General features: G+C 63.8%; 8 protein-coding genes and 1 riboswitch. Of the genes, 3 read left to right on the top strand and 5 right to left on the bottom strand.

Annotation, left to right across the window (positions count from 1 at the left end):
- Nucleotides 1–91: 91 nt before the first annotated feature.
- The 5 genes from pbpC to PR018_RS08440 form a co-directional block, all read right to left on the bottom strand.
- On the bottom strand, nucleotides 92–2,176 hold the full coding sequence (gene pbpC, locus PR018_RS08460; protein WP_142823097.1) for a penicillin-binding protein 1C: 2,085 nt from the start codon (nucleotides 2,174–2,176) through the stop codon (nucleotides 92–94).
- Nucleotides 2,176–7,638 (bottom strand): alpha-2-macroglobulin family protein, encoded by a 5,463-nt coding sequence (locus tag PR018_RS08455; protein ID WP_142823096.1) that lies wholly within the window; start codon nucleotides 7,636–7,638, stop codon nucleotides 2,176–2,178. The genes pbpC and PR018_RS08455 overlap by 1 nt, the downstream gene beginning before the upstream one ends.
- 175 nt (nucleotides 7,639–7,813) lie before the next feature.
- Entirely contained in the window at nucleotides 7,814–9,682 is a 1,869-nt protein-coding gene (locus tag PR018_RS08450; RefSeq protein ID WP_142823095.1) for a glycoside hydrolase family 15 protein, read from the bottom strand.
- Nucleotides 9,683–9,805: 123 nt separating this feature from the next.
- Nucleotides 9,806–10,660, bottom strand: a complete 855-nt coding sequence (locus tag PR018_RS08445; RefSeq protein ID WP_142829184.1) for an oxidoreductase — start codon at nucleotides 10,658–10,660, stop codon at nucleotides 9,806–9,808.
- 112 nt (nucleotides 10,661–10,772) lie between these two features.
- Nucleotides 10,773–12,563: a chloride channel protein gene (locus PR018_RS08440; RefSeq protein WP_142823093.1), complete on the bottom strand. Its 1,791-nt coding sequence runs from the start codon at nucleotides 12,561–12,563 to the stop codon at nucleotides 10,773–10,775.
- Between the two features lie 165 nt (nucleotides 12,564–12,728).
- Nucleotides 12,729–13,119: riboswitch (cobalamin riboswitch) on the top strand.
- A 152-nt stretch (nucleotides 13,120–13,271) separates the two neighbouring features.
- Between PR018_RS08440 and cobU the strand changes: the two genes are divergently transcribed.
- The 3 genes from cobU (at nucleotide 13,272) to cobN (ending at nucleotide 19,105) form a co-directional block, all read left to right on the top strand.
- Complete coding sequence (cobU, locus tag PR018_RS08435) at nucleotides 13,272–13,796, top strand: bifunctional adenosylcobinamide kinase/adenosylcobinamide-phosphate guanylyltransferase (RefSeq protein WP_142823092.1); 525 nt, start codon at nucleotides 13,272–13,274, stop codon at nucleotides 13,794–13,796.
- Nucleotides 13,797–13,800: 4 nt separating this feature from the next.
- Nucleotides 13,801–14,847 (top strand): cobalamin biosynthesis protein CobW, encoded by a 1,047-nt coding sequence (gene cobW, locus PR018_RS08430; RefSeq protein ID WP_142823091.1) that lies wholly within the window; start codon nucleotides 13,801–13,803, stop codon nucleotides 14,845–14,847.
- A gap of 235 nt (nucleotides 14,848–15,082) precedes the next feature.
- Nucleotides 15,083–19,105 carry a cobaltochelatase subunit CobN gene (gene cobN, locus PR018_RS08425; protein ID WP_142823090.1) on the top strand — a complete coding sequence of 1,341 codons (4,023 nt, stop codon included), beginning with the start codon at nucleotides 15,083–15,085 and terminating at the stop codon, nucleotides 19,103–19,105.
- Nucleotides 19,106–19,216 lie beyond the last annotated feature (111 nt).

The following is a 19,216-nucleotide window of genomic DNA, read 5'->3' as shown; positions in this document are numbered from 1 at the left end:
GCGAGGAGGGAGGCAGGCAATGCCGGCGGCTCTTCCTCTTTCTTCGGAATGAACCAACGCCTGCAGGATGGGTGTGGTCGACCCTCGACCGTTACTGAAGAAACACACCCACGGTTGCGGCGCGGCCGGCGGCGTCGATGACTGTGAGTGTGGAATAGCCGTCGCCGTCCGGGGTCCATTGGCTGGTGCGGTTGCGGGCGATGGTGGCGAGGGGCTTGCCGTTGGCGAGCCAGCGGAAGGGCGCGCGGCCGCCCTGCAGCTTGAGGACCAGCGGCATTAGCCGACCGTCGCCCGTTTCGCCGAGTTCGACATGGGCGCCTTCCGGCGGATAGACGATCTGCGGCGCGGGTTCGCGGGTGGTAGCGGCCATCAGGCCGCTGGCGTCCATTGAAAAGCGGCGCTGGCTGATCGGCAGCTGCGCCTGGGCGATGCGCACCGCGCCGATCGGCGCTGACGGCAGCGGCGTGATGCCGACGCCGGATTTTGCGAAGGCCTGGAACAGGATGGGGGCTGCGGAGGCGTAGCCGGTGAGGCCGGGGACTGCGCCATTGTCGGGCCGGCCGACCCAGACGCCAAGCACATAGCGTCCATCATAGCCGACCGACCAGGCATCGCGGTAGCCGTAGCTGGTGCCGGTCTTGTAGGCGATGCCGTGCTGGGCGCTGCCGGCGGGTGCGATGATGCCCGATAGCACATCTGCGACATTCCAGGCGGCGACGGGCTCCAGCAGCGGCTGGCTGTCCACGACTTCGGGCTTGTCGACGATGCCGTCGCCGAGTTTCACCGGATTGCTGCGGTTTGCGAGGCCGGCGTAGAGCTGCACGAGGTCCTTCAGCGTGATGCCGAGCCCGCCGAGGCCGATAGCGAGCCCGGGCGTTTCATTCGCCGGCAGTACCGGTCGCACATTGGCGCGGCGGAAGCGGACCAGCAGCCGGGATGGCCCGACGGCATCGAGCACGCGGACGGCCGGGACGTTGAGGGAGAGTTGGAGGGCCTGGCGGACGGTGACGTCGCCCTGGTAGGTGGTGTCGAAGTTCTTTGGCCGGTAGCCGAAGAAATCGGCGGGCCGGTCCTCGATGATCGTTTCCTGCGAGAGCAGGCCTTCCTCGAAGGCGAGCCCGTAGATGAATGGTTTCAGCGTCGAGCCGGGCGATCGGTTAATGCGTGTCATGTCGATCCAGCCGGAGCGGCTGGCGTCGAAGTAGTTGGCGGACCCAACCTCGCCGACGATTTCGCCGGTGCGGCTGTCGGCCATGACCATGGCCAGCGATACTTTTGGATCGAGCCTGGCTGCAGATTCGCGGGCGACGGCCTCCAACCCTTGCTGGATGCTGCGCTTGAGGGTCGTGTGGTGCTGGCCCACCGACGGTTCTTTTTTGAGGGCTGCCTCGGCGAGATGTGCGGCATAGGCCGGAAGTTGCAGCCGGCGGGCGGGGATGGGGCTGAACTCGGCGCGCCCGGCCTCGCTGTCGCCGACGATCTCGGCCACGGCCATGCGGGTCAGCACCCGTTTTCGTGCAGCCTCTGCCGCCTGCAGATGGCGGTCCGGCCGGCGCTTTTCCGGCAGTTGCGGCAGCGCCACCAGCAAGGCCGACTGGGCCACTGTCAATCGCCGGGGCTCCTTGCCGAAATAGGCGAGGCTTGCGGCGCGGATGCCTTCGAGGTTGCCGCCATAGGGGGCGTGGGTGAGGTATAGGTCGAGGATCTCGGTCTTGCTCAGCCGGCGCTCGATCTGGATGGCGCGGGCCAGCTGCAGCAGTTTTGCCCCGAAGGTTCGCTCGGGGCGCGGCTCGATAAGTCTTGCCACCTGCATCGAGAGTGTCGAGGCGCCGGAGACGATGCGCCCGTGGGTGACGAACTGAAGGGCCGCCCGCCCCATGGCCACGATGTCGACGCCGTGATGCTCGTAAAATCGCCGGTCCTCATAGGCGACCAACATGCGGACGAACTGCGGATCGACGTCGGCAGCTGTGGTTTTCAGGCGCCACCGGCCCTGCGGCGTGGCGAAGGCCCGTAGCAACTGGCCATCGCTGTCCAGCACCTCGGCCGATGTCACCATGGCTTTTTCAAGCGGCGGCGGATAGGCCTTGTCGGCTGCCTCGAGGCCGAGGCCAGCCGCCAGCGCCAGAAGCAGCGATGCCGATGTGCCGATGCCGAGGGTGCGCCAGAACCGCATTATTTTGCTGCCTCGACCTCCATGCGGCCCGTCGCCGTGCGGGCGAAGAACTGCGGCCGGTACATGTCCTCGACATTGGCGCCCGGCATATCGTAGGTTCCCGGCGTCACGGCGCGCACGACATAGGCCAGCGTGATCTCGCCGCTCTCGTCAGCAGCACGGTCGACGGCGGCAGCGAAGCGATCGCTGCGGAATTCGACATGGGCCGGATTGACCTCCTGCAGGAAATCGAAGTTCGACAGCTGGGCGCTGTTGACCAGCCCCGGATTATCGATCTCGAAGCCGGCCGGCAGCAGATCGGTGATCATCATCTTCGAGGGCCAACTGTTGGTTTCGTTGACTTTCAGCACCACGACGTAGCGCTCGTTCTGCTTCACCTCGCTGATATTCGCCTGCTCACCACCGAAGGTGTAGAAGCTGCGCTCGATGGTGAAACCGTTGCTGCTGGCGGTCAGCGGCTGTTTTGGTGCGGCTATCGTGGTGACGGTGGCGGAGATCGGCTGGGCCGTCTGGTTGGTGACGGTGATCGGGTGGGCAAGCAGTTCGTCCCCGGTCAGCCGGGTATTGTAGGCGCCGGTATGCGCCGTGCCGTCGATGTTGAGCTTCAGGTCTTCGTCGCCGGTCTGCAGGGCACGGGCTGCGAGCAGCATCCAGGTCTGTTCCTGGGTGCTGGTGTTTCCCTTCTTCTGCCATTCGGTGGCGACGAGCTTGGTCAGGCCAGGGACAATGGGCGGCACCGGGCGGGCTTCCGTCGCCAGTGCCAGAACGGCCGCACCGTCACGCAAGGATGAACCGTAGTCGGAGCGCACGAAGCTGACCCTGGTCACGGCATCCTTTTCTGCCGTCTGCATGGCATCGAGGAAAACGTTGCGCGAGCGCTGTGCATCGCCGTAGAGAGCGAGGGCCGCGGCGATATGCGCCTTGGCGAGCGGTGTCGGGAAGCTCGACAACATGGTATCGGCATAATAGCGCAGGTCGCTGATCGCTGCCTTTCGATTGCGGGCGAGGACGTAGACCGCATAGGAGATCTCGTTACCGTTGTCCTTGATGTTGGCGTCGACGCCGACCGCGTTTTGTAGGTTGTCGAGCGCCTGCACCATGGCTGAATCAGGCACGTCGAACTTCTGCTCGCGGGCACGGGTCAGGAAATCGGTGACGTAGGCATCGAGCCAGAGATCGCCGGAACCGGGGCTCCAGAGGCCAAAGCTTCCGGTGGACGACTGGTTGGCAAGCACCTTGTAGATGGCATCCTGCACGCGCTTTCGTACCTCCGGATCGTCCGGCAAGCCGGATTTCTTGGCGAGCTCACTGAAATAGAGCAGCGGCATGGCAAGGCTCGTCAGTTGCTCGGTGCAGCCATAGGGATACCGGTCGAGGCTCATCAGCAGCGCCGGGATATCGAAGCCCTGGGCCCGGGCGACATTGAGGCTGACGGAGGCGCCCTGCAGCAGGCTGTCGGCCAGAAGCTCGCCGTTGACTGTCAGGCTCGCGCCTGCCGCAATCGTCAGCGGCCGGGCTTCGGTGACCGGGAGCGACGATGGGCGGACGGGAATGTCGAGCGATTGCTCCAGCGACAGGCCGTTCGGGCCCGACAACTTGATCGAGACGACACCGGCTCCCGGCTGTGCGCCGGTCAGCGGCAGGGTCAGGGCGACCTTGCCACCTGCGGCCAGCTTTACGGTCTGCGACGCATCCTTCATGGCGATGCTGACGGCCGGGTTGCTGGTGACCTGTACCTGGTAATTGCCTTCCGGCGCATCGGTGTTGGCGATGTCGAGCCGCAGGCGGCTGGCGTCGCCGGGGGCGAGGAATTTCGGCAGGCTGGCGGTGACGACGACGGGGTCGCGGATGACGACGTCGGTGCTGGCATGGCCGACGCCGTGCTTCGACCAGGCAACGGCCATGATGCGGGCGGTGCCGTTGAACTGCGGAATGTCGAATGTGATGTTGGCTTTGCCCGACGCATCGAGCTTGACCGGGCCGGAGAAGAAGGCGACCAGCTTTTCGGTCGGGGGACTGCCCTGTAGTGCCACCGCCGCGCCATCGCCACCAGTGCGAATGGTGCCCATGGCGCCGAGCGAGCCGTCGATCAGCCGGCCGTAGAGGTCGCGGATTTCAAGCCCGAGCCGACGCTGGCCGAAGTACCAGCCATCGGGATCCGGCACTTCGTAGCGCGTCAGGTTGAGAATGCCGACATCGACGGCTGCCACGGTCACATAGGCTTCTTCGCCTATACCGGCACCGGCGACTTCCACCGGGATGACCAGAGGCTGGCGTGGCAGGGTCTTTTGTGGCGGCGTCAGCTTGACGGACAGTTTTCGCTGGGCGGGATCGACCTTCAGCCATTTCACGCCGATGGCTCGCATCGGCATGTGGCTGTCCTGCGCATCGCCCGGACGGAAGAGGGTGGAGGTGACGTAGGCGCCGGCGCCAAAAGCCTCGGTCACCGGAATGTCGATCTCGCCACCGCCGGCCGCAATGCTCGCCGTCTGGGTCGAGACAAGGTTTTCGGTGCCGATGGTGACGAGCACTTCGCCGGCAAAGCGTGGGGAAATCTTCAGCTTGGCGGTGTCACCGACAGCATAGCTTTCCTTGTCGAGGCCGACTTCGAGGGCGTCCGGCGTCTCGGTCGAGGATGCCGCGACGTACCAGCCGGCGTCGAACTCGACGCTGGAGGCCGGGCCATCGACGGCTGCGGTTTCGATCTCTAGACGATAGCGCCCGAAAGCGACGGGAACTGCGATTTCGGCGCCGTTTTCGGCTGTCGCATCAATCGTGCCGTTGGCGACCAGCTTGGTCGAATTCACCGGCTCATACTTCCATCCGGAGCCGTCGCGGTACCACTGGTAGTTCTGCTCGATACTTAGCAGTTTCCAGTTCAAACCGGACATCGCCTGCTTTTTGGCATCCCGGTCGATGGAGATGACATGAAACTTGCCGATGGCATTCTCGCTGAGATTACCGTCGAATTCCGGCTTGATGCCGATCATTGGTCTCTGCGCCTTGACCGGTAGCGTCAGCGACCGCTCGACGGCACGGCCGCCGGCTTCCTGCATGCGCAGCGTGATATTGGCATTCAACAACTGTGTGGTGGAAGGCAGCGTGGCGAGCGAGACATCGAAGGTCTCGTGGCCCTGGTCGTCGACCGGCTCCAGGCCTTCGAGAGGCACCTTGGTGTCCTCGCTCGCCTGCTCGTCGGCAAGCCCGAACAGATAGCCAGGGAAATCGGCGCTTTCGCGCGTCGTCTTCAGCGCGACGTCACCTTCGATGGTGAGGCCGGCAGCAGGCGCGCCATAGAGGTAGCGACCGTCCACCGACACTGCGGCGGGCGCATCGAGGTCGATGGTCTTTGCCTCGCTCTTCAGATCGAACTCTATCCGGTCCGGCACGAAATCATCGACCAGAAACTGCTTTTCGCCAATCGCCGTGCCCTTCGGGTCGGTGAACACCTGCATCGTCCAGGTGCCGCGCATGGCGTTTGTCTGCAGGGGCAAGTCGATCGTGTAGCCGCCGAGCAGGCCGCCATTGCTAACGACGCGGCGATCCTCGACGCCATCCGGCCGGTTGAAGATAAAGGTCAGCGGCAGGTTCTCGATAGCTGCCGAGGCGCTGTCGCGGGCGAGCACCGAGGCGTGCACCGTCTCGCCGGCGCGGTAGATGCCGCGTTCTGTCCAGGCGAGCACGTCAATGGCGCCGGGTGTCTTGCGGCCAGTGACACCGCGATCCGACAGGTCGAAGCCGGCGCGCGTCATGTCGAGGAACACATAGTCCTTGTCGCCGTCCTTGGCGGTGATGACGGCGGGCGTCATGGCCGCCGTTCCGCGCATCAGGCCTGCGGTAAAGGTGGCATGGCCGTTTTCATCGGTCTTGGCCGTGCCGAGGATTTCATTGTTCTTGGCGAGCAACTGCAGCTCGACGCCGGCGAGCGGCTTGGCAGTGTCAAGCGAGCGGGTGAAGACGCTGAGGCCATCGGTGCCGGCATAGGTGGAGAGGCCGATATCGGAGACGACGAACCATTGTGTCGCCTGCGAATCCCATTCCTGGCCGCCGCCGTTCTGCACGGTCGCGGTCATAACATAGATACCGGGCTTGCGCTGCGGCAATGCCTGGTCGACCGGGAAGCTGGTGACGACGTCCTTGTTGAGATCGGACTTGATGTCGATGGCGCCCTGCCACACCAGTTCGCCGGATTCATCCTGCAGGCGCTGGGCGCTGTAGCCATCCAGTTGCGTCAGGAACTGCGAGGAGGTGAGCAGCGGCGCGATGCCACGGTCGCCGATCCGGTAAAGTTTCAGATTTGCTGTGGTCGCGTTGACGGAGACGAGCGGGATGCCGTGGCGAACGGTTTGCGGCAGCACGAAGTTGTCGCCGGTGAAATGCACCGAGGCGGTGCGATCCTTGACGTAGATGCTGACGTCAGCGGTCTTTTCGAGAGTTTCATCGACCGAGGAGGGCAGGCCGGCGCGAAAGGAGATCTTGTAGCGCTGCCCATGGGCAAGTCCCTCGACGCAGATCTGGTCGTCCTTGGCTTCCATCGCGTTCGGCGTTGCGCCATCGACGGTGACGAAGGGTGTGTAGTCCGTGCCGCTCTTGATGAGCTTTTCCGAGAACTGCACGCAGGCGCGCGGGGTCGTGCTGTCATTATCTATGGTATTGGCGAGAATGCGGAAACCCTTGCGGCTTTTGAGGTCGGCATAGGCAGCGGCAACGGTCTTGGAATTGACCAGCGCGAGGCTCGCCTTGTAGGCGCTGAGAGCGGCGCGGGCGTTGTCCGAATTGGCCAGCGACGCCGCGAGCACTGCGAGGGCGTCGGCGCGGCTCTCCTTGGTGCGTGTCAGCTGGTAGCCATTCAGCGCGGCAATGGCGGCCTGGCCGGCAATTTCGGTATTGTTCTTGATGCTGTTTGCTGTACGCGCCGTTTCGATCCAGAGGACGGGATCTTCCGGCGTAATGGACAGGGCGCCAAGAAAGGCTTTTACGGCTTCTGCCGGATTCTTTGCGGATTGCTCTACATGGGCGAGCGCCACCAGGCTCTGGACGCCTTGCGTCTTCTGGTCATCGGTCAGAGCGAGGTTCGCTTTTGCCTTCGCCGCATCGTCGCGCAGCTTGTCGCTGATGAAGGGCAAAGCGGGTGCGGCGCCGATATCGGGCTGGGCTGTGACTTCGACGATCTTGCCGGCAATGGCGCCCGGAAAATCGTTCAGCTGGTTGAAGTCGGATTTGAGGAAACACCATTTCACCTTCGGATTGTAGGTGAAGGCGCGGCAGGAGCGATCGGCGATACAGGTCGCCTCGCATTGCTCGATTGTCTGGTTCTGGACGGTGCGCAGGTCGAAGCCGAAATAATCGCCGCCGGGGGTGGTCACCACCTGGCGACTTGCGTCCGCCGCCTGTCCGGGCGCGAGAGAAAGGAAAGCGCCGAACAAAAGAGCCGACAGTCCGATAATCGCGCGCCGTGACATAGCCCATACCCCCCAAGCAGTCAGCCGATGCGGCGCACTCTTGAAACATATCGGCAAATTGTCAATCGCTGAGATGCAACCGCCCTGAAATGAAACACGACAACACACCTTCGGCGCGTTATCCGATAAAAATCAAACTATTCGGGAAGCAGTGACGCTAACAAGCCGTGCCCTTCTATGCCCGCCACTGACCGAATTTGCCATCCAGTGCCCTGTCCAGATAGAAGGCAGCGCTGATGAGGGCGAGATGCGTGAAGGCTTGCGGGAAATTACCGAGGAACTCGCCGCGCGCATCGAACTCTTCCGGATAGAGCTGCAGGTGGTTGCCGTAGAGCAGCAGCTTTTCGAAGTTTATGCGTGCCTCGTCGAGGCAACCAGCGCGGGCGAGGCATTCGACATACCAGAAGGAGCAGGCGGCAAACGCACCTTCCTGGCCGTCGAGGCCATCTTCCTGCTTGTAGCGCTTCACCAGGCTGTCGTCGGCCAGCTGGTCGCCGATGGCATCGAGCGTCGCCAGCCACGCCGGGTCGGTGGCGCTGACGAAACGTACCAACGGCATCAGCAGCAGTGCGCCATCGACATTGGTCGCACCCTTGCCCTGCACGAAATGGCCGAGTTCGTCGTTCCAGAAGTTCGCCCAGATATCTTCGCTGATCTCGTTGCGCGTCGTCACCCATTTTTCGAAGGGGGCGGACAGCGAGCGCTTTTCAGCCAGCCGGATCGCGCGGTCGACGGCTACCCAGCACATCAGCCGGGAGTGCAGATGCTCGGACGGTTCGTTGCGCACCTCCCAAATGCCGGCATCCGGTAGCTGCCAGTTGTCGCAAACGTAATTGACAAAGCGCTGAACGCCGCGCCAGCCCCGACCGGAGATAGCCTCTCCGTATTTGTTGCTGATGTAGATAGAGTCCATCAGCTCGCCGTAGATGTCGAGCTGGATTTGCTCGGCAGCCTTGTTGCCGACACGCACGGGGCGTGCGCCGCCGTAGCCTGCCAGATGGTCCAGCTCGACTTCCTCCAGATCGGAACTGCCGTCGATCCGGTACATGATCAGAAGCTGGCCGTCCCAGTCTTGCTGGGTGCGCGCGCCGGTCCATCGGCTGAAGGCCATTGCCTCCTCCTGGTAGCCGAGCCGCATCAGCGCATAGACCGTGAACGATGCATCCCTGATCCACGTGGCGCGATAGTCCCAGTTACGTTCGCCGCCGGGCGCCTCCGGCAGGCCGAAGGTGGCGGCAGCGACCATCGAGCCGTGGCTGAGCGAGGTCATCAGTTTAAGGGCCAGCGCCGAGCGGGTCACGGCATCCCGCCAGCGACCGTGATAGGTCGACCGGGCAGCCCATTTCTGCCAGTAGTTTTTTGTCTCGAGGATGACGCATGACACCTCCTCGGTCTGCATGAGCACGCCGTCGTCGTCTCCGAAGGTGAAATCCGCCTGCTCTCCGACCTTGAGCGTCAATTCCGCCGTCACTCCTCCGTTCATCGGCGTCAGTGCCACCGGTGCGGTCAGGCGCAAGCGCAAGCCGTCGGGTCCGCTGAATACGGCACCGTGTTCATCGACGGTAACGTCCGGGATGGTGCGAGCGTAGTCGAAGCGTGGCCAGCATTTCAGCCGGATGGTGACTGTGCCGCGCGTGACGGCGACGCGGCGCACGATCCGGCAGACGCTCTCGCCGGTCGTAGTCGGGCTCGGCATCAGGTCGGTAATTTCGGCGCTGCCGGCATGCCCGAGCCAGCGCGTCATCAGGACGTTGGTTTCGGGGACGTACATCTGGATGGTGCGCGCGCCGGCGATATCCGGCGAGAGTTCGAAGGCGCCGCCCTTTTCCGGATCGAGCAAAGCCAGGAAGACGCTGGGGCTGTCGAAGTTCGGCCAGCACAGGAAGTCGATGGCACCGTCTCGGGCGACCAGAGCGGTGGTGCGCAGATTGCCGATGGTTCCATGGTCGGCCACTGGCCGTGGGATGGCGGTCAGGTGGCCTTCGTTCAGGGGCGGCGGCTCATGCTTGCCGATGTCTGTTGCAGCGGACCTGTTGTCAGTCATCCATGCCGTCCCTGTTTTTCGCCACCGCCTATCCGCGACGGCGCAGTAAGGTGGTGTCCGGTCGTCGCGGTGGACGACCGGCTTTTCGCGAGCGGTAAGAGGAACGCCGCCATAGCTGTGAACTTATTGTTCGGACTCTGGGAAATCGGCACCGATGGAGGTGTCGCGCCACTGTTCGACTTCGGCCAGACTGTCCGAGAGCTTTTTCGATACGGCATCGACGCCGAAAGCGCCGAGCACCAGGTGGCGCGGCGGGTGCTCCAGTTCCGTTACCATCATCATCGCCTTTGCAGCGCGGATCGGATCGCCCTTCTGCTTGCCGCTGATGGCTGCTGTCGAGGCCATCCGTGCGCCGACGGTCTCTTCGTAGTCGGCGATGCCGGAGACCGTCTGCTGTAAGGACCGGCCGGCCCAATCTGTGCGGAACGGGCCGGGTTCGATGCAGGTAACCTTAATGCCGAGCGGCCGGCCTTCGACGGCAAGCGCGTCCGACATGCCCTCGACGGCGTGCTTGCTGGCTGCATAGTAGCCGGAGCCGGGAAAGCCGACGAGACCGGCAACCGAGGTGATGTTGATGATATGGCCCCGGCGGCGCTTGCGCATGCCCGGCAATACGGCCCGGGTCATGGCGAAGAGGCCGAAGACGTTGGCATCGAACTGGGCGCGGATGGCGTCGTCGTCGCCCTCTTCGATCGATGCCTGGTAGCCGTAACCGGCATTGTTGACCAGCACGTCGATCTGGCCGAAGCGTTCTTCGGCGGCCCTTACGGCGGCAGCGATCTGCTCCTTGTCGGTGACGTCGAGGTCCAGCGCTAGGGCACTGTCTTCGTGACCCGTGACGAGATCGGCGACACGCTCCTTGCCACGGGCGGTGACGACGGCGCGCCAGCCGCGTTCGAGTACCAATGTCGCGAGTTCGCGGCCGAAGCCGGTCGAGCAGCCGGTGATGAACCAGACGGGCGTGGAGGAGGTTGCCATGTTTGCTTTCAGTGCTTGTGCCGGCGGCGCCACTTGGCACGGTACCGGACGTTATGGTGCATCTGAGTTAGAGCGTGGTGCGTACGCGTCAATACTGAAATTGATTGCGGGCTCAGAGTTCGCCTGACTCCTCTCGCCGGCGCCGGTCGAGCTCTTCCGAATAGCGCCGCAGGGTATGGCTTTCCGACAGCTGGCCGATGACCTTTCGCTCGATCAGATTGTTGACCACAGCCAGTGCTTCGCTTTCGGTCTTGTCGAAGATCGCGGCCGCCTGCTTTGCATTCATCTGCGGCTGCAGGAAGTCGTTCTTGTAGCGGATGAAATCGCCAAGGCCGCGATCGCCATCGTCCTGGTCGACGGGGCTGGCGTATATTTCCGGCACCAGCACCATGCCGGCATATTTCTCCGCATCGTCCAGCAGCACGACCCGCTGGGTCGAGCCGATCGGGAAATCATGGCGGAAGTCGGCGATGCTGATGTTGACGTTGGCGCTGCGCACATCGGGGCGCATCATACGGGCGACCGTCAGGTTGCGGATCCAGCCGACATCGTGGGCGCTGCGGATGCTCTCGCCGCGGAGGTGAAAGCGCCAGGTGGCAAAGGAGTAGCCGAAGGTGGTGCGAACGACGAGCGACGAGGTTATGACGGCGGCAAGCACCAGCGCGGTGATCGGAAAGTCGCCCGTTATTTCCAGCGCCAGGAAGGTCATCGTCAGCGGGCCGCCGATGACTGCCACGGCCAGCGAACTCATGCCGACCACGGCATAGATGACCGGCGTCAGCGTCGCGTGATCGAAGTAGGGCGCGGAGTAGGCGAAGATCTTGCCGAGCAGGGCGCCCATGAACAGCGAGGCGAAGAACAGGCCGCCACGGAAGCCGGAGCCTATCGAAACCGCCGAGGCCAGCGACTTCAGCAGCAGGATGCCGATCAAGGCCGGGATGGCGATATCCCGGCCGAGATTGAGATGCAGCGCTCCGTGGCCGGCCGACAGCACCTGCGGCGAGATCAGGGCGAGCATGCCGACGACGATGCCACCGAGTGCCGGGCGGACATACTGGGGGATGGCGCTCTTGCGGGCCAGCTCCTCGATGAAGGAGACGCCCTGCATGAGCAGGATGCCGCAACCGGCGCAGACTGCGCCGAGAAGCAGGGCCGGAATGTAGTCGGCCGGCACGACGCTGCCGAAATCGCCGATATCGATCATCACGTCGCTGCCGGCGAGCAGGCGTGCGACCAGCGTTGCGACGAGGGCGGAAACGACGACCGGGGTCAGGGTGACAATGGTGTAGCTGCCGATGATCAGCTCAAAGGCATAGAAGGCGCCGGTGAGGGGGGCGCTGAAGGCTGCGGCGATGGCACCGGCCGCACCGCAGCCGACAAGAGTGCGAAGGTCGCCCCGGCGCAGCTGCAGTTTCAGTCCGAGTTTCGAGGCGATGCCGGCGGCGATCTGCGTGTAGCCGGCCTCCAGCCCGACGGATGCGCCGAAACCGTTGGATATGAGGTTCTGAATGGAGACCAGAATGCTGTCGGTCAGCGACAGCCGGCCGCCGTGAAGCGCGTTGGCCTCGATCGGGTCGATCATCGGCTTTTTGCGGGTCTTGGAGAGGATGAACAGCATCAGCCCCAGCAGCACGCCGCCGGCAATCGGCGCCAGCAGCAACAACAGCTTGTTGTCGATCACCGCGCTGCTCAGCCTGCCGTCATCGCCGATACCGTAGATCAGCATGTGCATCTGGCGAGAGATCAGGCTCATGGCCGTCACCGCCAGCCCGGACGTCACGCCGACCAATGCGCCGGCAATGACGAGGCCGACTTCGCTCTGTCGCAGGATCGCGCGCATCCGCCCGGCTTCGAAAAGCGACCGGAGGGTGCGAAAGCGGGGCGCATGGAATCGTTGAAGCATGGCGTTACGCATGAAAGAGAGGCGGTTGTTTAAAGCAGGACGTCTTTACACTGGCAATTGCGACAAAAAGACCGCCGCCGGGAATGATTTCAGCGCCGTTTCAACACATATATGGCAGAAACCGAATTCGTCGATCAGTTGACTTGCATAAGGCGAAGGCCTAATCCTGAACGCATAACGGAAGGTTCCCGCGCCGTGAAAACGGTATGGGATCAAAAGGGAATGTGACCGGGCGGACCCATACAGGGCGCTCCTATCGCAGCCGACCCCGCGACTGTAGAACGGTCAGGGTCTTTCGTCCGGTGTTCCGGGACGACGGGTGATGTTCTGCAATGGTGCAGGCGGGCCTTAAGTCGAAGGCATCGGAAAAGCCACTGGCGTGGCATCATGATTTACCGGGGTGGGACGCCTCTTCATCTACGAATCGTCCGCCTTTTCATGATGACCTGCCGGGAAGGCGAGAAAGACCCGTGATCTCCGGTCGGAACGATATCCGTCGTTCCGACCGGAGATTGCAACCGTGAGCCAGGAGACCTGCCATCCGTGCCGGGCGAAAAGCCCACCCTTTGGGACGTCGTCCCGCTGCCAGCACGGAGGTTGTCATGGCTGAACGTTTGCTTTTGCGCGTCATTGCGGCGCGCTTGCCTGATCCGAACTGTTGCACGCTTGCAGCTTCGCGCAGAACCGCGTGAGGATCGGAACAACCTGATGTCATCCCCAACATTCGGAACGGCCCTCGTGCTTGGCGGCGCGCGCTCCGGCAAGTCGTCTTTTGCCGAGGCACTCGTTACCGGCTCCGGCCTCGACCGCCATTACGTCGCCACCGGTCGAGCCTGGGATGCCGAGATGGCGGAGCGCATCCGCCAACACCGCGTCGATCGCGGCGAGGGCTGGACGACGCATGAGGAGCCGCTCGATCTTGTCGGCACACTCGGTGCCATCGACGCGCCCGGCCGCGCTGTTCTTGTCGATTGCCTGACGCTGTGGGTCACCAACCTGATGATGGAAGAGCGCGACATGGCTGCTGCCTTCGCCTCACTCTGCAAATTCCTGCCGGGCGCAAAGGCGCGCCTGGTGTTCGTCTCCAACGAGGTCGGTCTCGGCATCGTGCCGGAAAACCGCATGGCGCGGGATTTTCGCGACCATGCCGGCCGTCTCCACCAAATGATCGCGGCTGAGGCCACCGACGTCTATTTCGTCGCCGCCGGACTGCCGCTGAAAATGAAAGGCTGATCCATTGCAACAGAAAATTCCCGCCACCGTCATCACCGGCTTCCTCGGGGCTGGCAAGACGACGATGATCCGCAACCTGCTGCAGAATGCCGGCGGCAAGCGCATCGCCCTCATCATCAACGAGTTCGGCGATCTCGGCGTCGACGGCGACGTGCTGAAGGATTGCGGCGCTGAGAACTGCTCTGCCGACGATATCATCGAGCTCACCAACGGCTGCATCTGCTGCACGGTCGCCGATGACTTCATCCCGACGATGACCCAGTTGCTTGCCCGCAACCCGCGGCCCGACCACATCGTCATCGAGACATCCGGCCTGGCGTTGCCGCAGCCGCTGGTGGCAGCATTCAACTGGCCGGATATCCGCACGCACGTGACGGTCGATGGCGTGATCACCGTTGTCGACAGCGTTGCCGTCGCTGCCGGCCGGTTTGCCGACGACCACGACGCCGTCAATGCGGCGCGGGCGGAAGATGCCTCGCTCGACCATGACAACCCGATCGAGGAACTGTTCGAGGACCAGTTGACCTGCGCCGACCTCATCGTGCTCAACAAGACCGACCTGCTGGACGCCGCCGGCATTGCAGCCGTTCGGGCCGAAGTCCTGTCGCGCACCGAGCGCAAGCCCCCGATGATCGAGGCCCGCAACGGCGAGGTTTCGGCAGCCGTGCTGCTGGGGCTCGGCATCGGCACGGAGGCCGATGTCGGCAACCGGCTGTCCCACCATGAGATCGAGCATGCCGACGGTACGCCGCACGACCATGACGAGTTCGACAGTTTCGTTGTCGACCTCGGGCCCATCGCCGAGCCGGTCACGTTTATCGAGCGGCTGAAGACAGTCATCGGCCATCACGACGTACTGCGTCTCAAGGGTTTCGTCGATGTGCCGGGCAAGCCGATGCGACTGCAGCTGCAGGCCGTTGGCAGCCGTGTCGACCATTATTTTGACCGCGCCTGGACGCCGGGCGAAGTCCGCGCGACGCGTCTGGTGGTGATCGGGCTGCACGATATGGACCAGGCGGCGGTACGCAGTGCGATCGAGGCGCTTGTTTGATGGTATTTGCCGCGGCTTACCCCTCTCTGTCACTGCGTGACATCTCCCCCACAAGGGGGGAGATCGGGAAGCTGCGGCTGATCTTTTCCTGTCCAACTGAGCGTTTTACAGGCGTTGAATTTCGTTTGAGCATGGAGGCTCCCGCAACCGATCTCCCCCCTTGTGGGGGAGACGTCCGACAGGACAGAGGGGGGCGCCGCCCCGTGCTCGAACCCGCCCATCGGGGAGGTGCCGCATGCATCTTCTCCTAGCCCAGAAGGGCTCGATATCCGATGGCGACGAGGCGATCGACCTCGGTCAGTCGCCGGGCGATATCCTGTTCCTGTCGGCAGCCGATACCGAGCTTGCCGCTATCGCTGCGGCTTATGCCCACAATGACGGCACCCGTTCGCTGCGTCTGGCAAGCCTGCTCAGCATGAAACATCCGATGTCGGTCGACACCTATGTCGAGCGGACGGCGCGACATGCGAAGATGATCATCGTCCGGGCGCTCGGTGGCGCGAGCTATTTTCAATATGCCCTGGAAGCGCTGCATGCAGTGGCGACACGGCAGGGGGCTAAGATCGCGGTCATACCGGGCGATTCCAAGCCGGATCCGGGCGTCATGCCGTTCTCCAACATCGCGCTCGACGATCTCAATGCGCTGTGGTCCTATCTGATCGAGGGTGGCGACGATAACGCGCGGGCGTTTCTGGCCTATGCGTCGGCGATGCTGTCCGGAGCCGAAAAGCCGCAGCCGGCGAGCCCGCTTGCCAAGGCCGGCATCTGGTGGCCGGGGCAGGGTGTTGTCGATGTTGATGCGTGGGAGGTGGCCTCTGAGGTTGCGACGTTACCCCCCTCTGTCGGCCGGGCCGACATCTCCCCCACAAGGGAGGAGAATAACCGGGAGCAACGGCCTATTGTCGCAATCAGCTTTTACAGGGCTCTCGTTCAGAGCGGCGAGACGCGGCCGGTCGAGGCAATGATATCGGCGCTGGTGGAGGCCGGTGTGCGGCCGCTGCCGGTGTTCGCCTATAGTCTCAAGGACCCGGCATCCAAGTCCATCATCGCCGACATTTTTGGCGCCGCGTTGCCGGATGTGGTCATCAACACCACGGGCTTTGCGATCTCCGCCCCCGGCGCAGACCGCAAGCCGACGGTGCTGGAGGCGAGCGACGCCGTCGTGCTGCAGGCGATCTTCTCCGCGTCTTCCAAGGAGGCCTGGACCGCCTCGGCGCAGGGTCTTTCGGCGCGCGATCTCGGCATGAACGTGGCGCTGCCCGAGGTCGATGGCCGCGTGCTGTCGCGCGCCGTATCGTTCAAGGCGGCAGCCCGTTACGACGAGCGGGTGGAGGCCAATATCGTCGGCAGCGAGCCGTCGATCAACCGCATGCGCTATACTGCATCACTCGCTGCCAACTGGGCGCGGCTGCGCCGGACGCCGCCGGGTGAGCGCCGCGTGGCGCTGGTGATGGCCAACTATCCGAACCGCGACGGCAGGCTCGGCAACGGTGTCGGGCTGGACACGCCGGCCGGCACGGTGGAAGTCATGCGGGCGATGGCGGCGAACGGTTATCCGGTGGCCGATATCCCGGCCGATGGCGACGCGCTGATCACCCATCTCATGCAGGGGCCGACCAACTCCGGCCGCGACGGGAAGGTGATCCGCGAAACGCTTTCGATGAGTCGTTACAAGACCTTCTTTGCGTCTCTTCCGGTTCAGATTCAGGATGAGGTGACGGCGCGCTGGGGTGGGCCCGAGGGCGACACCTATGTCGTCGATGGCGCATTCGCCCTGTCCTTTGCCCGCTTCGGCGAAATGCTGGTCGGCATCCAGCCGGCACGCGGCTACAACATCGATCCGAAGGAGAGCTACCACTCGCCGGATCTCGTGCCGCCGCATGGCTATCTCGCCTTCTATGCCTTCCTGCGCCAGGAATTCGGTGCCCATGCCGTCATCCACATGGGCAAGCACGGCAATCTCGAATGGTTGCCGGGCAAGGCGCTGGCGCTGTCGGAGACCTGCTATCCCGAAGCCATCCTAGGGCCGATGCCGCATCTCTATCCGTTCATCGTCAACGATCCCGGCGAGGGCACGCAGGCCAAGCGCCGCACCAGTGCCGTGATCATCGACCACCTGACGCCGCCGCTGACGCGCGCCGAAAGCTACGGTCCCCTGAAGGACCTCGAAGCGCTGGTAGACGAATATTACGAAGCCTCCGGCGTCGATCCGCGCCGCATCCTGCTGCTGCGCAAGCAGATCCTCGATCTCGTCACCGATATAGGCCTCGACCAGGATGCCGGCATTGCCAAGGGCGAGAGCGAGGAGAGTGCGCTGCAGAAGCTCGATGCCTATCTCTGCGACCTGAAGGAAATGCAGATCCGCGACGGGCTGCACGTCTTCGGCGTGTCGCCGCAGGGACGGCTGCTGACTGACCTGACGGTAGCGCTGGCCCGTGTGCCGCGCGGTTTGGGCGAGGGCGGCGACCAGAGCCTGCAGCGGGCGATTGCTGCGGATGCGGGGCTGGCGGCGTTTGTGTGTGACGCTCCACCCCCCTCTGTCGGGTCTGCTGACATCTCCCCTACAAGGGGGGAGATTGGTATGCCGCGCCGTGGTCACAAAAATGCACCTGCGGAGCTTGCTGCAAAAGCGGACTTCAGTGTGGAGATTGCCGCCGCCCCATCGATCTCCCCCCTTGTGGGGGAGATGTCCGACAGGACAGAGGGGGGTAAACCTCCGCAACCCAAAACCTTCGACCCGCTGGACTGCGGGATGGCCGATGCCTGGGCAGGCCAGCGCCCGAAAATCCTCGTCGATGTATCCGGCGACCCATGGCGCACCAACGGCGATACCGTGGAGCGCATCGAATTGCTGGCCACCCGGTTGGTCGATGGCACCAGCCTCTGCCCGCCGGATTGGTCGCAGACGCAGGCCGTGCTTGCCGAAATTGAGTCCCGCCTGAAACCCTCGATCCAGGCCTGTGGACCGGCCGAGATCGACGGGCTGCTGGCCGGTCTCGACGGCCGCTTCGTGCCTCCGGGACCGTCGGGCGCGCCGACGCGCGGCCGGCCGGACGTGCTGCCGACGGGCCGCAATTTTTATTCCGTCGACAGCCGCGCGGTGCCGACGCCTGCGGCCTATCAGCTTGGCAAGGCCTCGGCCGAACTGCTGGTCCGGCGCTATGTCCAGGATCACGGGGAATGGCCGGTCTCGATCGGCCTGACGGCCTGGGGCACGTCGAATATGCGCACCGGCGGCGACGATATTGCCCAGGCGATGGCGCTGATTGGCGTCAAGCCCCTGTGGGATATGGCGTCTCGGCGGGTCACCGGCTACGAGATCATACCGCCGGCCATGCTTGGTCGTCCTAGGGTGGATGTGACGCTGCGGATTTCCGGCTTCTTCAGGGATGCCTTTCCCGAGCAGATCGCGCTGTTCGACAAGGCCGTCCGGGCTGTCGGCGCGCTGGATGAAGACCCTGAGGACAATGCAATCGCAGCCCGCATGCAGGGAGAAACCGCACGCCTGATGGCCGAGGGGCTGGATGCGGCTGCAGCAGCAAAACGGGCCGGCTATCGTGTCTTCGGCTCCAAGCCGGGCGCCTACGGTGCTGGCCTGCAGGCGCTGATCGACGAAAAGGGCTGGGAGAAGCGCGCCGATCTCGCCGAGGCCTATCTGGTCTGGGGCAGCTACGCCTATGGCGCCGGTGAAGATGGCAAAGCCGAGCGCGGTGTCTTCGAAGAGCGGCTGGCATCGATTCAGGCCGTCGTGCAGAACCAGGACAACCGCGAGCATGACCTGCTCGACAGCGACGATTACTACCAGTTCGAGGGCGGCATGGCGGCCGCGGCCGAGCAACTGGGCGGCGCCCGGCCGCCTATCTATCACAACGACCATTCGCGGCCCGAAAAGCCGGTGATCCGCTCGCTTGAGGAAGAGATCGGCCGGGTGGTGCGCGGCCGCGTCGTCAATCCGAAATGGATCTCCGGCGTCATGCGCCACGGTTACAAGGGGGCTGCCGAGATCGCTGCGACCGTTGATTTCCTGTTCGCCTTTTCGGCAACGACAGGCGCCGTCCGCGATCACCACTTCGAGGCGGTCTACCAGGCCTTCGTAACAGACGCCCGCGTCGCCGATTTCATGACGGAGAAGAACCCCGCTGCCTTCGCTGACATGAAGGAGCGGCTTCTGGAGGCGATTGATCGCCAGCTGTGGACACCGCGCAGCAACTCGGCGCGGTTCGCGCTGATGGAAACAGGCGAAGAGGCGCTGGCATGATAGTCGTTGTAGAGAGTAGGACCAGTTTTCTGCAGACGCCGAAAACAATTAGCGAGCCGCAAATCGGTTACCATTTCCGGCCGGGCGGCCCGCTGGCACAGAAGCCCGAGA

This window comes from Rhizobium rhododendri, assembly GCF_007000325.2.
Classification (GTDB): Bacteria; Pseudomonadota; Alphaproteobacteria; order Rhizobiales; family Rhizobiaceae; genus Rhizobium; species Rhizobium rhododendri.
Note: the sequence above shows the minus strand (reverse complement) of the source record. Positions and strands in the feature narration are given on the sequence as shown.